15 protein-coding genes are annotated in these 16596 nt (G+C 68.3%); 7 read left to right on the top strand and 8 right to left on the bottom strand.

Annotation, left to right across the window (positions count from 1 at the left end; all coding sequences use genetic code 11):
• Positions 1–3 precede the first annotated feature (3 nt).
• Complete coding sequence (locus ACS5PN_RS00495) at positions 4–381, top strand: YybH family protein (protein WP_439461985.1); 378 nt, start codon at positions 4–6, stop codon at positions 379–381.
• On the top strand, positions 382–780 hold the full coding sequence (locus tag ACS5PN_RS00490; protein WP_439461984.1) for a hypothetical protein: 399 nt from the start codon (positions 382–384) through the stop codon (positions 778–780). It begins immediately after the preceding gene.
• Here ACS5PN_RS00490 and ACS5PN_RS00485 read toward each other — a convergent pair.
• Both ACS5PN_RS00485 and ACS5PN_RS00480 read right to left on the bottom strand, forming a co-directional pair.
• Positions 777–3992: a UvrD-helicase domain-containing protein gene (locus tag ACS5PN_RS00485; protein ID WP_439461983.1), complete on the bottom strand. Its 3216-nt coding sequence runs from the start codon at positions 3990–3992 to the stop codon at positions 777–779. The two genes, ACS5PN_RS00490 and ACS5PN_RS00485, sit on opposite strands and share 4 nt — an antisense overlap.
• A complete protein-coding gene (locus ACS5PN_RS00480; protein ID WP_439461982.1) occupies positions 3989–6574 on the bottom strand; it encodes a PD-(D/E)XK nuclease family protein in 2586 nt (861 codons plus the stop codon). The genes ACS5PN_RS00485 and ACS5PN_RS00480 overlap by 4 nt, the downstream gene beginning before the upstream one ends.
• A 150-nt stretch (positions 6575–6724) precedes the next feature.
• Between ACS5PN_RS00480 and trxA the strand changes: the two genes are divergently transcribed.
• The 5 genes from trxA (at position 6725) to ACS5PN_RS00455 (ending at position 10735) form a co-directional block, all read left to right on the top strand.
• Positions 6725–7054, top strand: a complete 330-nt coding sequence (trxA, locus tag ACS5PN_RS00475) for a thioredoxin TrxA (protein ID WP_056195487.1) — start codon at positions 6725–6727, stop codon at positions 7052–7054.
• Between the two features lie 239 nt (positions 7055–7293).
• Positions 7294–8559: a transcription termination factor Rho gene (gene rho, locus ACS5PN_RS00470; RefSeq protein WP_439461981.1), complete on the top strand. Its 1266-nt coding sequence runs from the start codon at positions 7294–7296 to the stop codon at positions 8557–8559.
• Between the two features lie 138 nt (positions 8560–8697).
• Positions 8698–8949: a type B 50S ribosomal protein L31 gene (locus tag ACS5PN_RS00465; RefSeq protein WP_310268140.1), complete on the top strand. Its 252-nt coding sequence runs from the start codon at positions 8698–8700 to the stop codon at positions 8947–8949.
• Positions 8950–8954: 5 nt separating this feature from the next.
• The gene (locus ACS5PN_RS00460) at positions 8955–9098 is read left to right on the top strand and encodes a hypothetical protein (protein WP_439461980.1); all 144 of its coding nucleotides are present in this window, start codon (positions 8955–8957) and stop codon (positions 9096–9098) included.
• Positions 9095–10735, top strand: coding sequence for a hypothetical protein (locus ACS5PN_RS00455; RefSeq protein ID WP_439461979.1), 1641 nt, complete (start codon positions 9095–9097; stop codon positions 10733–10735). Before ACS5PN_RS00460 ends, ACS5PN_RS00455 begins: the two co-directional genes overlap by 4 nt.
• Before the next feature lie 155 nt (positions 10736–10890).
• On the opposite strand, the gene phoR is transcribed toward ACS5PN_RS00455, so the two are convergent.
• The 6 genes from phoR to pstC all read right to left on the bottom strand — a co-directional run bounded on the left by phoR (position 10891) and on the right by pstC (position 16445).
• Positions 10891–12258, bottom strand: a complete 1368-nt coding sequence (gene phoR, locus ACS5PN_RS00450; protein WP_439461978.1) for a phosphate regulon sensor histidine kinase PhoR — start codon at positions 12256–12258, stop codon at positions 10891–10893.
• A 145-nt stretch (positions 12259–12403) separates the two neighbouring features.
• Positions 12404–13105 (bottom strand): phosphate regulon transcriptional regulator PhoB, encoded by a 702-nt coding sequence (gene phoB, locus ACS5PN_RS00445; RefSeq protein ID WP_439461977.1) that lies wholly within the window; start codon positions 13103–13105, stop codon positions 12404–12406.
• A 2-nt stretch (positions 13106–13107) separates the two neighbouring features.
• Entirely contained in the window at positions 13108–13815 is a 708-nt protein-coding gene (gene phoU / locus ACS5PN_RS00440; RefSeq protein WP_439461976.1) for a phosphate signaling complex protein PhoU, read from the bottom strand.
• Between the two features lie 14 nt (positions 13816–13829).
• Positions 13830–14615: a phosphate ABC transporter ATP-binding protein PstB gene (gene pstB, locus ACS5PN_RS00435; RefSeq protein ID WP_439461975.1), complete on the bottom strand. Its 786-nt coding sequence runs from the start codon at positions 14613–14615 to the stop codon at positions 13830–13832.
• Positions 14616–14625: 10 nt separating this feature from the next.
• Positions 14626–15489, bottom strand: coding sequence for a phosphate ABC transporter permease PstA (pstA, locus tag ACS5PN_RS00430; RefSeq protein ID WP_439461974.1), 864 nt, complete (start codon positions 15487–15489; stop codon positions 14626–14628).
• The gene (gene pstC, locus ACS5PN_RS00425; protein WP_439461973.1) at positions 15486–16445 is read right to left on the bottom strand and encodes a phosphate ABC transporter permease subunit PstC; all 960 of its coding nucleotides are present in this window, start codon (positions 16443–16445) and stop codon (positions 15486–15488) included. The genes pstA and pstC overlap by 4 nt, the downstream gene beginning before the upstream one ends.
• Positions 16446–16596: the final 151 nt, after the last annotated feature.

The raw sequence follows: 16596 nt of genomic DNA, 5'->3' as shown, positions 1-16596 counted from the left end.
TCCATGACCGATCTGTCAACGAGAGAACCCGCACGCGATCCCCAGGACCTGGAGCGCTTGCTGGTCGCACGCGAGAACGCGGGCGACGTGGACGGCATGACGGCGTTGTTCGAGCCCGATGCGGTCATCGACATCGGCGAGGGCAGCTTCGTGCATGGCAGGGAAGCCATCCACGCGTACTTCACCCAGCTCCAGGTGACGGGGTTCGGGCCGGAGAGACGCAAGTTCGAGTACGGAGAACAGCGGCCCGCCCTCATCTGCGGTGAACTGGCCTTGACCTCGACGCGTTGCCGCAATGGCTCCATCACCACGGAGGTGGCGCGGCGCCAGACGGATGGCACGTGGCTGTGGGTGATTGACCGGTATTCGGTTGCTTGGTGAATGACTGAACTGCAGACCTCCCTTCCCAGCGCGGCGGCACGCCAGTCGCTTGCCCAACGGTTTGGCCTGCCCTGCGAAGACTGGATGCAGGACTGGGAATGGCAAGTCGCGAGCCCCGACAGATTCGAAGACTTCCTGCACGCGTATTGCACGGCGGACTTGTCCAACGACGAGCGGGTGTCGCTGATGGAGATGTTGATCCGGTGCGTCGAGGACATGCACGCCAACGCGACCGCATGGGGTGCCATCGAACCCTTGCTGCGGGCGCGCTCCGATCTGCATGGGGCGTCCATCCTGTACTGGGCGAATCCTCAAGAGGAGGATGAGGACAACCTCTGGCAGGTCTCGCGCCTCATGCGCAGGGTGCTGCGCGCCATCGCCAGCGAGCACTCGCGCTAGTCGACAGGCACAAACCGCCCCGTCCCACTGATCAACGCCGCCCTGACCTGCTCCCCCGGCTGCAGCGCCTGCACCGCGGCGACATAGCTGCGCATCTGCGCCAGATAGGCCGGCTCGCGCTCGGGCGTGGCGCCCAGCTTGTAGTCCAGCACCCACCAGCAGCCATCGCGGCGCTGCACGAGGCGGTCGATGCGCTGGTCTTCGCCACCCTGCCCCACGGCCACCTCGTTGCCGGCCCACAGCAGTTCGGCCGGATCGAAGAAGGGTTTGCAGTCGGGGCTGTCAAGGATGGCCTTGGCCGCTTTCGCATGCTGCTCGCGGGCCTTGGCGTCCAGGCCAAAGGCTTGGGCCGATGCAGCCAGCAGCACGTCCAGCGACTGGGTCTGGCCTGGGGCTGAGACCCATTCCAGCGCGCGGTGCAGGGCCTCGCCCACCTTGGCTTCGCGCTCATTGCGGGCGGTGCCGTCACGCACAGGTGGCATCGGCTGCGCCTGCCAGAGCGGCAAGGGGGCAAGCCGCGGCGCGGCGGTGTCGGTGCGCGCGCTCGGGTCCAGGCTGAAGGGCCAGCGTCGGGCCAGCGGTTGCAGCCGGTCCCACCAGCTCGTCGCGTGGCTGCGGCCTGGCGTGTGGCTGAGCACGATGGCGCGGCGCGCCCGCGTCATGGCGACGTAGAGGCCGTTCAGCTCTTCGCGTTCACGGGCAATGCGCTCGTCGTCAACCAGGGCCTGCAGCGACGGCGGCGGCTTGGCTTCGGAGGCCAGGAAGGCGGCGCGGCGCGGCGACAGCTGGCCGACCGGCCAGTCCAGCAGCAGGCCCAGGGTCTCGGCCTTGGGCGGCGCGGCATCGGTGTCGAGCAGGAAGACAACTTCCGCCTCCAGGCCCTTGGCACCGTGGATGGTCAGCAGCTGCACGGCATCGGGTGCGGCGGCCGGCACGAACTTGATGGGCCGGCTCTTCAGCGCGCGCACAAAGCCGTAGAGCTGCGCATAGCGGCCACCGTCCAGGTCCAGGGCCGCATGCAGCAGGGCCTGCACGCTTTGCAGGCGGACAGCGGCGTCTGCGGGAGGCACGGCCGCGGCGATGCGCGCCAGCAGTTCGCCTTCGTGGACGATGCGGTCCAGCAACTCGTGCGGCGTGCGCAGGCGGGCCTGCTCGGCCCAGTCGCGCAGCAGCGCCTGGGCGCGCGCCAAAGCGGCACTGGGGGCCTTCAGGTCTTGCAGCGCGTCCCACCAGCGGCGGCGCTCGGTGGCGGGCTTGCCCAGCCATTCGGCCGTGCCGGCAGCTTCGGCCAGGGTCAGCAGGTCGGCCTCGTCGACGCCAAGAAGCGGGCTGCGCAGCGCATGCGCCAGAGACAGATCGTGACCGGGCGAGGCCAGCACGTCCAGCAGGGCCAGCAGGTCGGCGACGTCAGGCAACTCGACCAGCGGCTGCTCCTCGGGCGCAGCGTGAGGCACGCCGGCGGCCGTCAATGCTTCGCTGAGCTGGCGCAGCGGGTCGCGCTTGCGGGCCAGCACAAAAAGGTCGCCGGGCTTGAGTTCGGGGCGTTCGCGCAGCAGGCCCACGATGGCGGCACAGACGCGCTCACATTCGGGCGCACGGCGGCTGATCTCGGCTTCGTGACGGGCTTCGGTCAGGCTGGGCCGCCAGCGCAAGGGATCGACATCATCGACCGCGGGCGCCGTCTTGACCTCGGCATCCAGGGCCCACAGGCCGGCCAGGTCGTCAACCTTGCCGACCTCCGTGGTGTGGACGCGAAAGCCTTCGTAGTCGCCGGCGCGCTGGGCGCTGTCGAAGGCGGCGTTGACGACGGCCAGCACCTCGGGCGCATTGCGCCGCGTGTGGTCACAGGCCAGGCGCACGCCGGCCAGGCCATCGCAGACAAATTCCTGCGCCGCTGCAAACACGCGCGGGTCAGCACGACGGAAGCGGTAGATGCTCTGCTTGGGGTCGCCCACGATGAAGACCGACAACGGCGAGCCCGCGCCGGCGCCGGCATAGGCCGACAGCCAGCCGTGGAGGGCCTGCCATTGCAGCGGGCTGGTGTCCTGGAATTCGTCGATGAGCAGGTGGCGCACCTGGGCGTCCAGGCGCTGCTGCACCCAGCCCGCGGTCTGGGCATCGGCCAGCAGGGCCAGGGCGCCGCGCTCCAGGTCATTCATGTCGACCAGGCCGCGCTCTCGCTTGAGGCCCTCGAAGGCCTCGACCAGCACCAAAGCCAAACGGCGCATGGCGGCGTGTTCGTCGGCGGCGCGCTGCTGGGCGATGGCCGCGCGCAGGCGCTGCAGCTCCTCGCACAGCTCGTCCAGGTCGGGGTTGTCGACGCCGAGCTTGCGCGGCTCGGCCTTCTGCGTGAAGAGGGCGGCAAAGCAGGCGTCGAAGTCCTCGGCCTGCTCCAGCGCCATCGCCGCGTCCTGGGCTTTCTTGCCCTTGGCTGCGCCGAGTTGGCGGGCCAGGCCCTTCAGCGGTTCGCGCAGGTGGCCGAAGTACTGCTCGGGCGTCGTGCCCAGCAGATCGACCGCACCAGGCAGGCTGGATGCCAGCACGCCAGCCGCCTCGGACAGGCGCAGCTCGACGCGCTTGGAGAAGGCGCCCAGCAGCCATTCGCGCAGGTTGTAGCGGCCGCGCGATTGCGTCAGCGCCTGGAAGTCGGCCCGCAGCGCTTCGTCGGCCAGCACGGCGACGTGAAAGCGCCGCCACAGCGTGGGCATCAGCTCCTCTTCGTCCTCGATGAGTTGCAGCTCGGGCGCGATGCCCTGGGTTTGCAGGAATGCCAGCGGCGCGGCACGCAGCAACTGCGAGAACCAGCCGTGGAAGGTGCGCACCTCGACGGCCCGGCCACCGCGCAGCAGCTCGGCCTGCAAGGTGGCGAGCCGCGGCCGCAGCGTGACTGCCTCTTCAGCCGAGACGCCGCGCAGGCGCAGGGCCACGATTTGCTCGGCCTCGGTGGCATGCGCGAACTCGGCCAGCCATTCGGCCAGGCGCTGGCGCATCTCGCCGGCAGCCTTGCGGGTGAAGGTGATGGCGACGATCTGCTGCGGCTCGGCGCCGGCCAACAGTGCACGCAGGATGCGCGAGACCAGCATCCAGGTCTTGCCGGCGCCAGCGCAGGCCTCGACGACGATGCTGCGCGCCGGATCGCAGGCGAGCTCGTAGAAGCGCTCGCGCGGGATGCGGTAGCCGTCGGCCCAGTAGGCGAGTTCGGCATTGCTCATGTCGAACTCCAATCGTCACGACGGCACAGGCCGCGGGCTTCGCAGTAGTCGCAGACCCGGCCTTCGCCCAATGCGGGCAGCGACGCGCCCTCGCGCAAAGCCGTGAGGTCGGCCTGCAGGCCATCGCGCAGGGCCAGCGCAGTGGCGCTGACGTCTTCGTGCGGCAGCAGTGAGATGCCCTTGCCGTCGTCCAGCACGAGATAGGCCGCCTGCAGCCCACGCTCGGCACCGCTCAGCAACGCGTAGGTGGCGAGCTGGGTGTCCTCCAATTTGGCGGCCACCTTCTCCTTCAGCGCCTTGGCATCGCCGGTCTTGTAGTCCAGCAGCCAGGTCACGCCTTTCGCGTCGTCGATGCGATCGATGCGGCCTTTCACGGCCAGGCCGTCCAGTGGCGCCGCAAAGGGATGGGCCGCGCGGTCCACTTCGCCGGCGGCATAACGCTGGCCGGTGGCCTCGGTCTCGGCCAGCCAGGCCAGGTAATGGGGGCGCAGGCGCTCGAAGGCGGCCGAGAAGGGCAGGAAATCGGCAGCGTCCAGCAGTGCCAGTTCGGTCTCGGCGGCGGCGCGCAAGGCTGTGTCGTCATCGGGAGCACGTGCCTCGTGGAAGCGCTTCAGCACCGCATGCAGCCACGTGCCGTAGTCGCGCTTGCTGAGCTCCTGCTCCAGCTCATCGGCCTCGCGCAGGCCCAGCAGTACGCGGCTGAAGAACTGGTAGGGGCAGTTGCGCAGCGCATCAATGGCGCTGGCGCTCAGGGCAGCCGGCAGGCGGCCGCCTGCATCGGCGGCAGCGCGCTGTTGCACAAGCGGCGGCGCGATGACCGACACCCGTTCGTCGCGCCAGGCCGGCAGCATCTGCCCCACCTTGGCGGCCGCGCCCGACAGGCGCTCCAGCAGCGGGCTGGGCGGCAAGGGCTCGGCGCCGGCAAAGGCACAGCGCAGTACGGTCAGCACAGGTGCGCGCAGCAGCTGCGCAAAGCCCAGGGCCTCAGCCTCGCGGCGTTCGGCCAGGCTGGGCAGGCCCAGGGCCGCCGCGTCGGCATCGGCCAGCAGGCCGGCTTGAGGATTCACGGGGCCGAGGGTCGCGGCGTCGGCGCCCGGCAGCACGACGGCGCCAAAGGGTCGCAGCATGGCGCGGGCCAGCGGCGTGATGACGACTTCGGCAGCGCCTGCTTCTTCGGCAGGCTCGAACTGGGCGGCCTCCAGCGTGTCGTTGACCCAGGCGAGGAATTCATCGGGACGCAACCGCGTCTGTGCCAGCGCCGCCTCGTGGGCGCTGCCGGCCCAGGGGTTGCGCGAAATCCACAGCGTCTCCAGCAGGGCCTCGCCGCCTTCGACATCGGCCAGCGGCGCCAGCCCGTTCAGCGCCTGACCAAGCCCGACCAGCCAGCCGCCGAGCGACCGCGAACCGCCGGCCAACGGCTCCAGCTGGCGGCGCGCGCGTTGCCAGACGGCCGCGACGGCGGGCGGCAGCGTGGCGGCGTCGAGCTGCGCAGCCTGTCGCCAGCCGAGGCGGCGGCAGCGAGATTCCAGCCCGGCCAGGCCCTCGGTGTCCCAGCCCGTGGCCAGGGCCGATTTGAGCCAGGCCAGCCAGTCGTCCACGGCGCCGCCAGCCAGGGCAGCGCGCAGCAGGGCCATGACGGCGGCGGCGGCAGGCGTGGTCGCCAGCGTCCAGCCGGTTTCGTCGTGCACGGGCACATGCTGGCGGGCCAGCAAGGCGCGCACGCGGCGGATGACGACGCGGTCCTGGGCCAGCAGGGCGACCGGCCGGCGGCCGGCGTTGAGGTGCTGGATGACTGCGGTGGCCGTCTGCGCAGCCAGGGTTTCGAAGTCCGGCGCGACGGCCTCCTCCACCCGCGCCGTGGGCGTGAAGCCGCTCCAGGCCTGGTCGAGGTCGAGGTCGGCATCCAGGCACAGCGTCGGCACGTCGCCGGCCTGGGCGAGCAGGGTGCGGGCCAACGCGTCGGGCCCGCCGACACGCAGCCAGATCCAGGCGCTGGGGCGCAGCGCAAACAGGGTGTCGGTGGCCGGGCGACGCTCGTCGGCCGCCACCCAGGCCAGGGCAACCTGGGCCAGGGCGCGCTCCAGCAGGCCGGGGCCGGCTTCCAGCGCCGCGAGTCGCTGGCGGGCGTCCTCAAGAAAGGCCGTGCGGTCCTGAGGCGGCACCTGGGCAGCGGCGCGAGCCAGGGCCTGGGCGGTGTCGACCAGGCGGGCCACCGCGACACGGTAGTCGCGCGGGCTGCTGCGCTTGAGGGGCTCGACCCAGCTCTGGCCGGCCAGCAGGCGGTCGGCCGTGAAGGCATCGATGGCAGCATCGCCCGACAGCTGCTCGGGCGACGCCAGCGTGGCCGGCCCCAGGGCCGAGGCCAGGCTGTGGCTGGTGGTGATGCGCGGCATCCAGCCGCCGCGGGCCAGGAATGCGCGCCGCGCGGGAGCAATCTGCTGGGCAAAGGGCAGCAGCAGCACGGCGTCGCGCAGGGGCGCACCCTGGCCGGCCAGCCAGTTGGCACAGGTTGCGGCGACGCGACGCCAGCAGGATTCGATGTCTTCCCCGGGTTCCAGGCCCAGGTTCAAGGCTTGTTGCACTTGTAAAGCGGGCCTCCCGCCCTGATGTCTGCCATTGCTTCGGTCACCCTCGCGACCGTCCGGGAAAAGTGGCTATGTCACAATGATTTTGCCTATTCGGACGGCGCCCCCGCGGTGACCGCCACCCCTTTGAGGCCAAGGAACCCTCCCATGAGCAGCGAATTGATCAAGCATGTTTCCGACGCGTCCTTCGACGCCGACGTGATCCAGTCCGGCAAGCCGGTGCTGGTGGACTACTGGGCCGAATGGTGCGGCCCCTGCAAGATGATCGCGCCCATCCTGGACGAGGTCGCCACCGGCTACGGTGACAAGCTGCAGATCGCCAAGATGAATGTCGACGAGAACCGCGAAGTGCCCGCCAAGTTCGGCATCCGTGGCATCCCGACGCTGATGCTGTTCAAGGACGGCCAGCTCGCCGCCACCAAGGTTGGCGCCCTGTCCAAGGCCCAGTTGACCGCCTTCCTCGACGCGAACCTATAATCGCGCCCAACTGCTGCAGCGCATGATGCACCTCCCGGTGCCCCGCTGCAGCAGCCAAAGCCAACACGCCCCGGGTTCCAAGGGACCCAGCCAGCGTGGACTCGGCCTCCCCCTCCCCCACTTTCTGAATCCGCATCGCTCGCTGTTTGAGCGATTGCCCTTTCGGTCCTTTCCCGGGGCGGCCGTGGAATCGCCGTTGCGCCTTGGCTGGCGCCGCGGCCCCTGACGGGTGTTCACCCATGCATCTTTCCGAACTCAAAGCGCTTCACGTCTCCGCCCTGATCCAGATGGGCGAGGAGCTGGAGATCGACAACGTCACCCGCCTGCGCAAGCAGGAGCTGATGTTCGCCATCATGAAGAAGCGCGCCAAGGCTGGCGAGCAGGTCTTCGGCGATGGCGTGCTCGAAGTGCTGCCCGACGGCTTCGGCTTCCTGCGCTCGATCGAAGCCAGCTACATGGCCTCGACGGACGACATCTACCTGTCGCCCAGCCAGATCCGCCGCTTCAACCTGCACACCGGTGACCTGGTGGAAGGTGAAGTGCGCGTGCCCAAGGACGGCGAACGCTACTTCGCTCTGGTCAAGGTCGACCGCGTCAACAACCAGACGCCCGAGGAGAGCAAGAACAAGATCATGTTCGAGAACCTGACGCCCTTGTTCCCCAAGGAGCAGTTCAAGCTCGAGCGCGAAGGTTTCAAGGGCGAAGAGAACATCACCGGCCGCATCGTCGACATGATCGCGCCGCTCGGCAAAGGCCAGCGCGCCCTGATCGTGTCGCAGCCCAAGACCGGCAAGACCGAGATGATGAAGAGCCTGGCGCATGCGCTGGTGGCCAACCATCCGGACTGCCACCTCATCGTGCTGCTCGTGGACGAGCGCCCTGAGGAAGTGACCGAAATGATCCGCACCGTGCGCGGTGAGGTCATCAGCTCCACCTTCGACGAACCCGCCGCCCGCCACGTGCAGGTCGCGGAAATGGTCATCGAGCGCGCCAAGCGCCTGGTGGAGCTGAAGAAGGACGTGATCATCCTGCTGGACTCGATCACCCGCCTGGCCCGCGCCTACAACAACGTGCTGCCCAGCTCCGGCAAGGTGCTGACCGGTGGTGTGGACGCCAACGCCCTGCAGCGCCCCAAGCGCTTCTTCGGCGCCGCGCGCAACATCGAGGAAGGCGGCTCGCTGACCATCATCGGCACGGCCCTGATCGACACCGGCTCCAAGATGGACGAGGTGATCTACGAAGAGTTCAAGGGCACCGGCAACTGCGAAATCCACCTGGATCGCCGCATGGCCGAGAAGCGCGTCTACCCATCCATCCTGATCAACAAGTCGGGCACCCGCCGTGAAGAGCTGCTGCTGAAGCCGGAAATCCTGCAAAAAAGCTGGATCCTGCGCAAATTGCTCTACAACATGGACGAAATCGAGGCGATGGAGTTCATCCTCGACAAGATGAAGGCGTCGAAGAACAACCTGGACTTCTTCGACATGATGCGGCGCGGCGGGTAGTCCTTCCTACCCAGAACTAGCCAAACCGCGGGGAAGCCGGCTACAATCGCCGGTTTTCCGCCCAGACACCCTGGAAAGTGCGTCCACTGCAGCCAAAAATGCGGTCGGCGTGGCTCCCAACCTAGCCAAGAGGTTCCCATGAAAGACGGCATTCACCCCAACTACCGCGACGTGGCGTTCATCGACCTGTCGAACGGTTTCCAGTTCGTCACGCGCTCGACCGTGCAGACCAAGGAAACCACCGAAATCGACGGCAAGACCCTGCCGCTGGTGAAGCTGGAAACCACCAGCGAGTCGCACCCCTTCTACACGGGCACGCAAAAGAGCGTGGACAACCTGGGCGGTCGCGTCGAGAAGTTCCGCAACAAGTTCGCTCACCTCAAGAAGTAATTGGCTTGGCGGCGTTTCGCCGCGCCAACGACCAAAGGGCAGCTCAGGCTGCCCTTTTGTTTTTCCGCAGCATTCGCCGAGCCCTTTTGCATTTCCGGACGCCGTTTGACGGCATGATCCCGGCCGACCTCTTCGATATCGCCGCGTGAATCTCCCCACCCCCGCCATCGTCGCCGAGCGCGGCGTCGAGCGCCTGCCGCGACTGGCGCTGATCCTGCTGTGCGCCGCCTATGTGATCCCCGGCATCTTCGGCCGCGATCCCTGGCGCAACGCCGATCTGACGGCGTTTGGCTTCATGGCCAGCATTGCCGAGGGTCATGCGCCGTGGTGGCAGCCGGCCATCGCCGGCATTCCCGCCGACGGCGGCCCCCTGCCCTACTGGCTGGGCGCCCTGGCCATCAAGGCCCTGCCCTTCCTGGACGCACCCATCGCCGCCCGCCTGCCCTATGCCTTCGTGCTGGTCGGCGTGCTGGTGGCGGTCTGGTACACCTGCTTCCATCTGGCCCGCACCGAGGCCGCCCAACCCGTCGCATTCGCCTTTGGCGGCGAGGCCCAGGCCGTGGACTACGCCCGCGCCCTGGCCGACGGTTCCCTGCTGGCGCTGATGGCGTCCCTGGGCCTGCTGCAACTGGGCCACGAGACCACGCCCGAGCTGGTGCAGTTGCTGGCCATCTCGGGCTATCTCTACGGCCTGGCCGCCGCACCGTTCAAGCCCGGCCGCTCTCGCGTCGCCGTGCTGCTGGCCCTGCCCGTACTGGCCGCCAGCGGCGCGCCGACGGTGGCCTGCGCCCTCGGCATCCTGGGCCTGCTGCTCAATCACCGCTCCAGCTATGACGAGGCCAAGGGCCAGCGCGTCTGGCTGCTCGCTTCGCTGACCCTGGCCGTGGTGGCGGCCTGGGCTTTCGACGGCTGGGCCTGGCGCGTCAGGCCGGGCCTTCAGTTTGCTTCGCTGCTGAGCCTGCTGGCCTGGTTCTGCTGGCCGGCCGGCCCGCTGGCGCTGTGGACGCTGTGGCGCTGGCGCCGCCACGGCCTGCGCCGCCACATCACCGTGCCGGCGATTGCCCTGCTGGTGCCGCTGATGGCCTGCATCACCATGGACGGCTCGGAGCGCGCCCTGCTGCTGGCCCTGCCTTCGCTGGCCATCCTGGCCGCGTTTGCGCTGCCGACGCTGAGCCGCAGCGTCTCCGCAGCGGTGGACTGGTTCTGCGTCTTCATCTTCTCGGCCGTGGCGCTGTTCGGCTGGCTCTACTACGTGTCCATGCACACCGGCTGGCCGGAGCGGCCCATGGCCAATCTGCGCCGCCTGGCCGAAGGTTTCGAGCCGCGCTTCAGCCTGCTCGCCCTGGTGCTCGCCATCGCCGCGACCGCGGCGTGGCTGGCCCTGGTGCGATGGCGCACGGCCCGCCACCGCCATGCGCTGTGGAAGAGCCTGGCCCTGCCGGCCGGTGGTGTCGCCTTGGGCTGGCTGCTGGTGATGAGCCTGATGCTGCCGCCGCTGGACTACGGTCGCAGCCTGGCGCCGTTGGTGGCACGGCTGAAGGCCCGCATGCCAGCCGATGCCAACTGTCTCGCCGCGCCGGGCCAGAACCTGGCCACGCTGGCAGCCCTGGAATGGCATGGCGGCTGGCAGGTGCACGGCCGCGGTTCGCTCAACGCCTCCGGATGCAGCTTCGCCGTCATCGGCGCTGGCCAGCCGACGCCCCCGGGCTGGCAGGTCATCGCCCAGGTGAAGCGACCGACGGACCGCAGCGGCAGTGCCAGCCTGACGCTGCTGCGGAAGCTCTGAACAGGGCCAGCGCGAGCGTGCGCGCCTGGATGCGGGATGCAGCGCAAGGCGCAAACCACAGCCGTAGCTCCGCTACGGTGCGGATTTGCAACGCCGCGATGCGCCCGCAGCCGGGATGCGCGCGCCGCGATGGCGCCTGTTCGGAGCTTCCCTTGTCAGTGATCTGACAGCGCGGCGGCATTGAAGGCCGCCTCGTCGCCCAGCGCCGAATCGCTGGCCTGGCGCACGCGCGCGGCCGGGAAGACCAGGCGGAAGCGCGAACCCTTGCCCACGTCGCTCTGGATCATCAGCTCGCCGCCATGGCGCTGCATGACATGCTTGACGATGGACAGGCCCAGGCCCGTGCCGCCGGTCTCGCGCGAACGGCTGCCGTCGACGCGATAGAAGCGTTCGGTCAGCCGCGGGATGTGCTCGCGCGCGATGCCCGGGCCGGTGTCGATGACGGTCAGCTCGCCGTCACCGCCTTCCAGCAATCGCCAGGTCACCTCGACTTCGCCACCATCGGGCGTGTAGCGCACCGCATTGGTCACGAGGTTGGCAACAGCGCTGAGCAATTCGCTCTCGATGCCGGCCAGCTCGACATGGGTCTCGGGCTTGAGGCGCAGCGGATGGCGGCCGGCCGACAAGGCCTCGGCATCGGCGGCGATGCGCAACAGCAGACCGTCCAGGCCCACCCAGCGATCCGGCGCCGGGCGCGGGCTGCCTTCGAGCTGGGCCAGGGTCAGCAGGTCGGCCACCAGGGTCTGCATGCGCTGGGTCTGCTGGTTCATCAGCACCAGCACGCGCTCTCGCTCGACCGCCGTCAGCGGCAGCGAGTGCATGGTCTCGATGAAGCCCGACAGCACGGTCAGCGGCGTGCGGATCTCGTGCGAGACATTGGCGACGAAGTCGCGCCGCATGGCGTCGGAGCGCATGCGTTCGGTGACGTCCAGGGACAGCACCAGGCGCATGCCCTCGCCGTACTCGCGCACGATGATGGACAGCGTGCCCGGGCCGCGGCCATTGCCCAGCACCAGAGGCTCGGCAAAGTTGCCGGCCTGCAGATAGGCGACGAAGGCCGGCGCCCGCACGAGGTTGGTGATGCGCTGGCGCAGGTCGCGCTGCGGGTCGAGCGCGAAATGGTCGGCCGCGACACGGTTGCACCAGACGATCTGCTCGTGCGAGTCCAACATCAGCACGCCGTTGGGCGAGGCCTCGATGGCCGAGAGGAACTGCTCCAGCTCCAGCCGGTTGCGGGCGACGGCGCGATCGCGGTCGCGCACGGCGCGCTCGATGCGATAGCCGACCTCGCCCCACAGGCCGGTGTCACGCGGCGCGTTCTCGAGCTGGTTGCCGCGCAGCCAGCTCAGCAGCCGGTGGCCCCGCACCGCGTCGACCCCCATCATCAGCACGACACCGCTGACGATGCCGATACCGAGGCCCAGGCTGTCGATACCCGTGGCCGTGCGGACCGCCACTCCGATGACAAACCCGAGCAGCGCAGCCACCAGGGCCATCAGCAGTCGGGGCAGCAACCAGGTCATGAAGCGAGGTACATCTCAGTGGCTCGCGGGACGAGCGCCGAGCCGCTCCCTAGCCGGCCCGCTCTGGCGATGTGCTTGCCGGTCAATCCGGCAAGCATCGCCGTCCCCTCGGGGGACCGGCCAAGGTACACCTTGGACGAGGGGCTCATGCTGACAGCGCACTGCTCTGCTGCGTCAGGCGGTAGCCCGCGCCACGGACGGTCTCGATCATGCGCGCGCACTGCACGCGCTCCAGCGCTTCGCGCAGGCGCTTGACGTGGACGTCGATGGTGCGTTCCTCGATGAAGACATGGTCGCCCCAGACACGGTCCAGCAGCTGCGAGCGGCTGTGCACGCGCTCAGGGTGCGTCATCAGGAAGTGCAGCAGGCGGAATTCGGTCGGGCCGAGCTTGACCTCGGTGCCCTCGCGACTGACGCGGCGCGTGCCCGGGTCCAGCAGCAGCGGGCCGACTTCCACGGCACTGTCCAGCGCCTCGGGAGCCTTGCGACGCAGCACGGCGCGGATGCGGGCCAGCAGCTCGTTGGTCGAGAAGGGCTTGGTGATGTAGTCGTCGGCACCCGCATCCAGGCCGGCGATCTTGTCACCCTCCTCGGCGCGCGCGGTCAGCATGATGACGGGCAGTTCCTTGGTGCGGGCCGTGGTGCGCCATTGGCGGGCCAGGGCGACGCCGCTCTGGCCGGGCAGCATCCAGTCCAGCACGACCAGGTCGGGCAGCACGCGGTCGACCTCGTACTGGGCCTGCGTCGCACTGCCGGCGATCGTCACTTCGAAGCCGGCGTGGCGCAGATTGATGGAGATCAGCTCGGCAATCGCCGATTCGTCTTCAACGACAAGAACTCGGCTCATGATCAGCGCACCATGGTCTCGACGGCTTCCGGCGTGGCGTGCCGGACATCCTGGCCCTTGACCACGTAGATCACCACTTCCGCCAGGTTCTTGGCGTGATCGCCAACGCGTTCGATGGCCTTGGCGACGAAGACGAGGTCGATCGACGAGGAGATGGTGCGCGGGTCTTCCATCATGTAGGTGATGAGCTTGCGCAGCAGGCCGTCGAATTCCTTGTCGATCTCGTCGTCGTGCTTGAGCACGTCCAGCGCACGCTCCACGTCCAGCCGGGCGAAGGCGTCCAGCGACTTGCGCAGCTGCTTGATGGCCAGTTCGGCCTCGAAGGCCAGGTCGCCCATGGGCAGGCGCAGCCGGCTCGAGACGCCGCCCGACACCAGGCGTTGCACGGTGCGGGCGATGCGGGCCGCCTCGTCGCCGACGCGTTCGAGGTTGGCGATGCTCTTGCTGATGGCGATCAGCAGGCGCAGGTCGCGGGCCGTGGGCTGACGGCGCGCGATGATGGTGGAGAGATCGCGGTCGATCTCGATTTCCATCGTGTTGACGCGGCCTTCCTTGGCCAGCACTTCGTCGGCCGACTCGGCGCTGAAGTCGGCCAGGGCCTGCACGGCCTGGGCCACCTGGGCCTCGACGAGGCCGCCCATTTCCAGCACGCGGGTCGAGATGCCGCTGAGCTCGGCGTCGAACTGGGTTGAGAGATGTTTGTCCACCATACCGTCCTCCTTGATCAGCCGAAGCGGCCGGTGATGTAGTCCTCGGTGTCCTTGCGCTTGGGCTTCATGAAGAGCTCAGCGGTCGGTCCGAATTCGATCAGGTCGCCCAGGTACATATAGGCGGTGTAGTCCGAGCAGCGCGCGGCCTGCTGCATGTTGTGGGTCACGATGGCGACGGTGTAGTCGCTCTTCAGCTCGTGGATCAGCTCTTCGATCTTGCCGGTGGAGATCGGGTCCAGGGCCGAGCAGGGCTCGTCGAGCAGCAACACCTCGGGCTTGATGGCGATGCCGCGGGCAATGCACAGGCGTTGCTGCTGGCCACCGGACAGGCCCGAGCCGCTCTGGTTGAGCTTGTCCTTCACTTCGGTCCACAGGGCCGCCTTCTTCAGCGCCCATTCGACCCGCTCGTCCATCTCCACGCGCGGCAGCGTCTCGAACAGGCGCACCCCGAAGGCGATGTTGTCGTAGATGGACATCGGAAAGGGCGTGGGCTTCTGGAAGACCATGCCGACCTTGGCGCGGATCAGCGAGACGTCGTCCTTGCTCTGCAGGATGTTCTCGCCGTCCAGCAGGATCTCGCCTTCGGCGCGCTGCTCGGGGTAGAGCTCGAACATGCGGTTCAGCGTGCGCAGCAGCGTGGACTTGCCGCAACCCGACGGGCCGATGAAGGCGGTGACCTTCTTCTCGGGGATGTCGAGGTTGATGTTCTTCAGCGCGTGAAAGCCGCCGTAGTAGAAGTTCAGGTTGCGCACCGACAGCTTGGCGCGCTCGCCCACGGGCGTTTCGATCTTGGCGTCCATGGTGGGGTCCTTAGTGTTTGTTCTTGAAGAGCACGCGGGCCAGGATGTTCAGCAGCAGCACGCCCACGGTGATCAGGAAGACGCCGGCCCAGGCCAGCTTCTGCCAGTTCTCATAGGGGCTCATCGCGAACTTGAAGATGGTGACCGGCAGGCTGGCCATCGGCGAGCTGATGTCGCTGGTCCAGAACTGGTTGGACAGGGCCGTGAACAGCAGCGGTGCCGTTTCGCCGGACACGCGGGCCAGGGCCAGCAGGATGCCAGTGATGACGCCCGCGCGGGCCGCCTTCAGCGTGATGGACAGGATGACCTTCCACTTGGGCGTGCCCAGCGCATAGGCCGCTTCGCGCAGCGCATTGGGCACCAGGCTCAGCATGTTCTCGGTCGTGCGGATGACGACCGGAATGACCAGCAGGGCCAGGGCCAGCGCACCCGCCATGCCGGAGAAGCTCTTCAGCTTGGCCACGATGACGGCGTAGACGAACAGGCCGACGACGATGGACGGTGCCGACAGCAGGATGTCGTTGATGAAGCGCACCGCGCTGCCCAGCCAGGTCTTCTGGCCGTACTCGGCCAGGTAGACACCGGCCATGATGCCGACAGGCGTGCCCACCAGCGTGGCCAGGCCGACCATGACGAAGCTGCCGAAGATGGCATTGGCCAGGCCGCCGCCCTCGCCTTGCGGCGGCGGCGTCATCTGCGTGAAGGTGGCCAGGTTCAGGCCGCCGATGCCGAGATAGATGGTCTCGAACAGGATCCAGATCAGCCAGAACACGCCAAAGGCCATGGCACCCAGGGACAGGGTCAGCGCAACGGCGTTGACGCGCTTGCGCTTGTGGTGCATCGCCAGGCGGCGAGCGTCGAGGGTTGAACTCATGAACGGGCTCCCTCGCCCTTCTTCAGGCGCAGCAGCAGCAGCTTGGAGATGGACAGCACGACGAAGGTGATCAGGAAGAGGACCAGGCCGAGATACATCAGCGAAGCCTGGTGCAGGCCCTCGCCGGCTTCGGCGAACTCGTTGGCCAGCGTCGAGGTGATGCTGTTGGCGGCCTCGAAGACCGACAGCGAGTTCAGCTGGTTCATGTTGCCGATGACGAAGGTGACGGCCATGGTCTCGCCCAGCGCGCGGCCCAGGCCCAGCATGACGCCGCCAACGACGCCGGTCTTGGTGTAGGGCAGCACCACCTTGGAGACGACCTCCCAGGTCGTCGCGCCCAGGCCGTAGGCCGACTCCTTCAGCATCGGCGGCGTGACTTCGAAGACGTCGCGCATCACCGAGGCGATGAAGGGAATGATCATGATGGCCAGGATGATGCCGGCCGACAAGATGCCGATGCCCACCGGCGGACCGGAGAACAGCGACCCGATGAAGGGCACGCCGGTGAACACGGCCTGCAGCGGTTGCTGCACGAAGGTGGCCAGGATGGGACCGAACACCAGCAGGCCCCACATGCCGTAGACGATGGAGGGCACGGCCGCCAGCAGCTCGATGGCGATGCCCAGGGGGCGCTTGAGCCAGCTGGGCGACAGCTCGGTCAGGAAGATGGCGATGCCGAAGCTGACCGGCACGGCGATGACCAGGGCGATGAAGGAGCTGGCCAGCGTGCCGTAGATCATCACCAGGCCGCCGAATTTCTCCTGCACCGGGTCCCATTCCGCGCTGGTCAGGAAGCCGAGGCCGAAGGCCCTGAGGGCCGGCGCTGCGCCGACGATGAGGGAGCCGATGATGCCGACCATCAGCGCCAGCGTCAGCCAGGCCGCACCCTGCGACAGGGCCGCGAACACGGCGTCGGCCCAGGGGGCGACACGGCGGCGTTGGGGTTGGGGATTCATCGGCGAGGTCTGGGGTTCGCTTCGATCGACGCCGGTGGGGCCGGCTGGAAGGATGGCTGCCAAGGAACCTCCTGAAGTGGGGTCACGGGTTGGGTGTCTTCGATGTGGCAAGGCCCGGCTGGAGCCGGGCCTGCCGGGGTGTCACCGACGA

Source organism: Roseateles sp. NT4 (assembly GCF_051857475.1).
Classification (GTDB): domain Bacteria; phylum Pseudomonadota; class Gammaproteobacteria; order Burkholderiales; family Burkholderiaceae_C; genus Pelomonas.
Note: the sequence above shows the minus strand (reverse complement) of the source record. Positions and strands in the feature narration are given on the sequence as shown.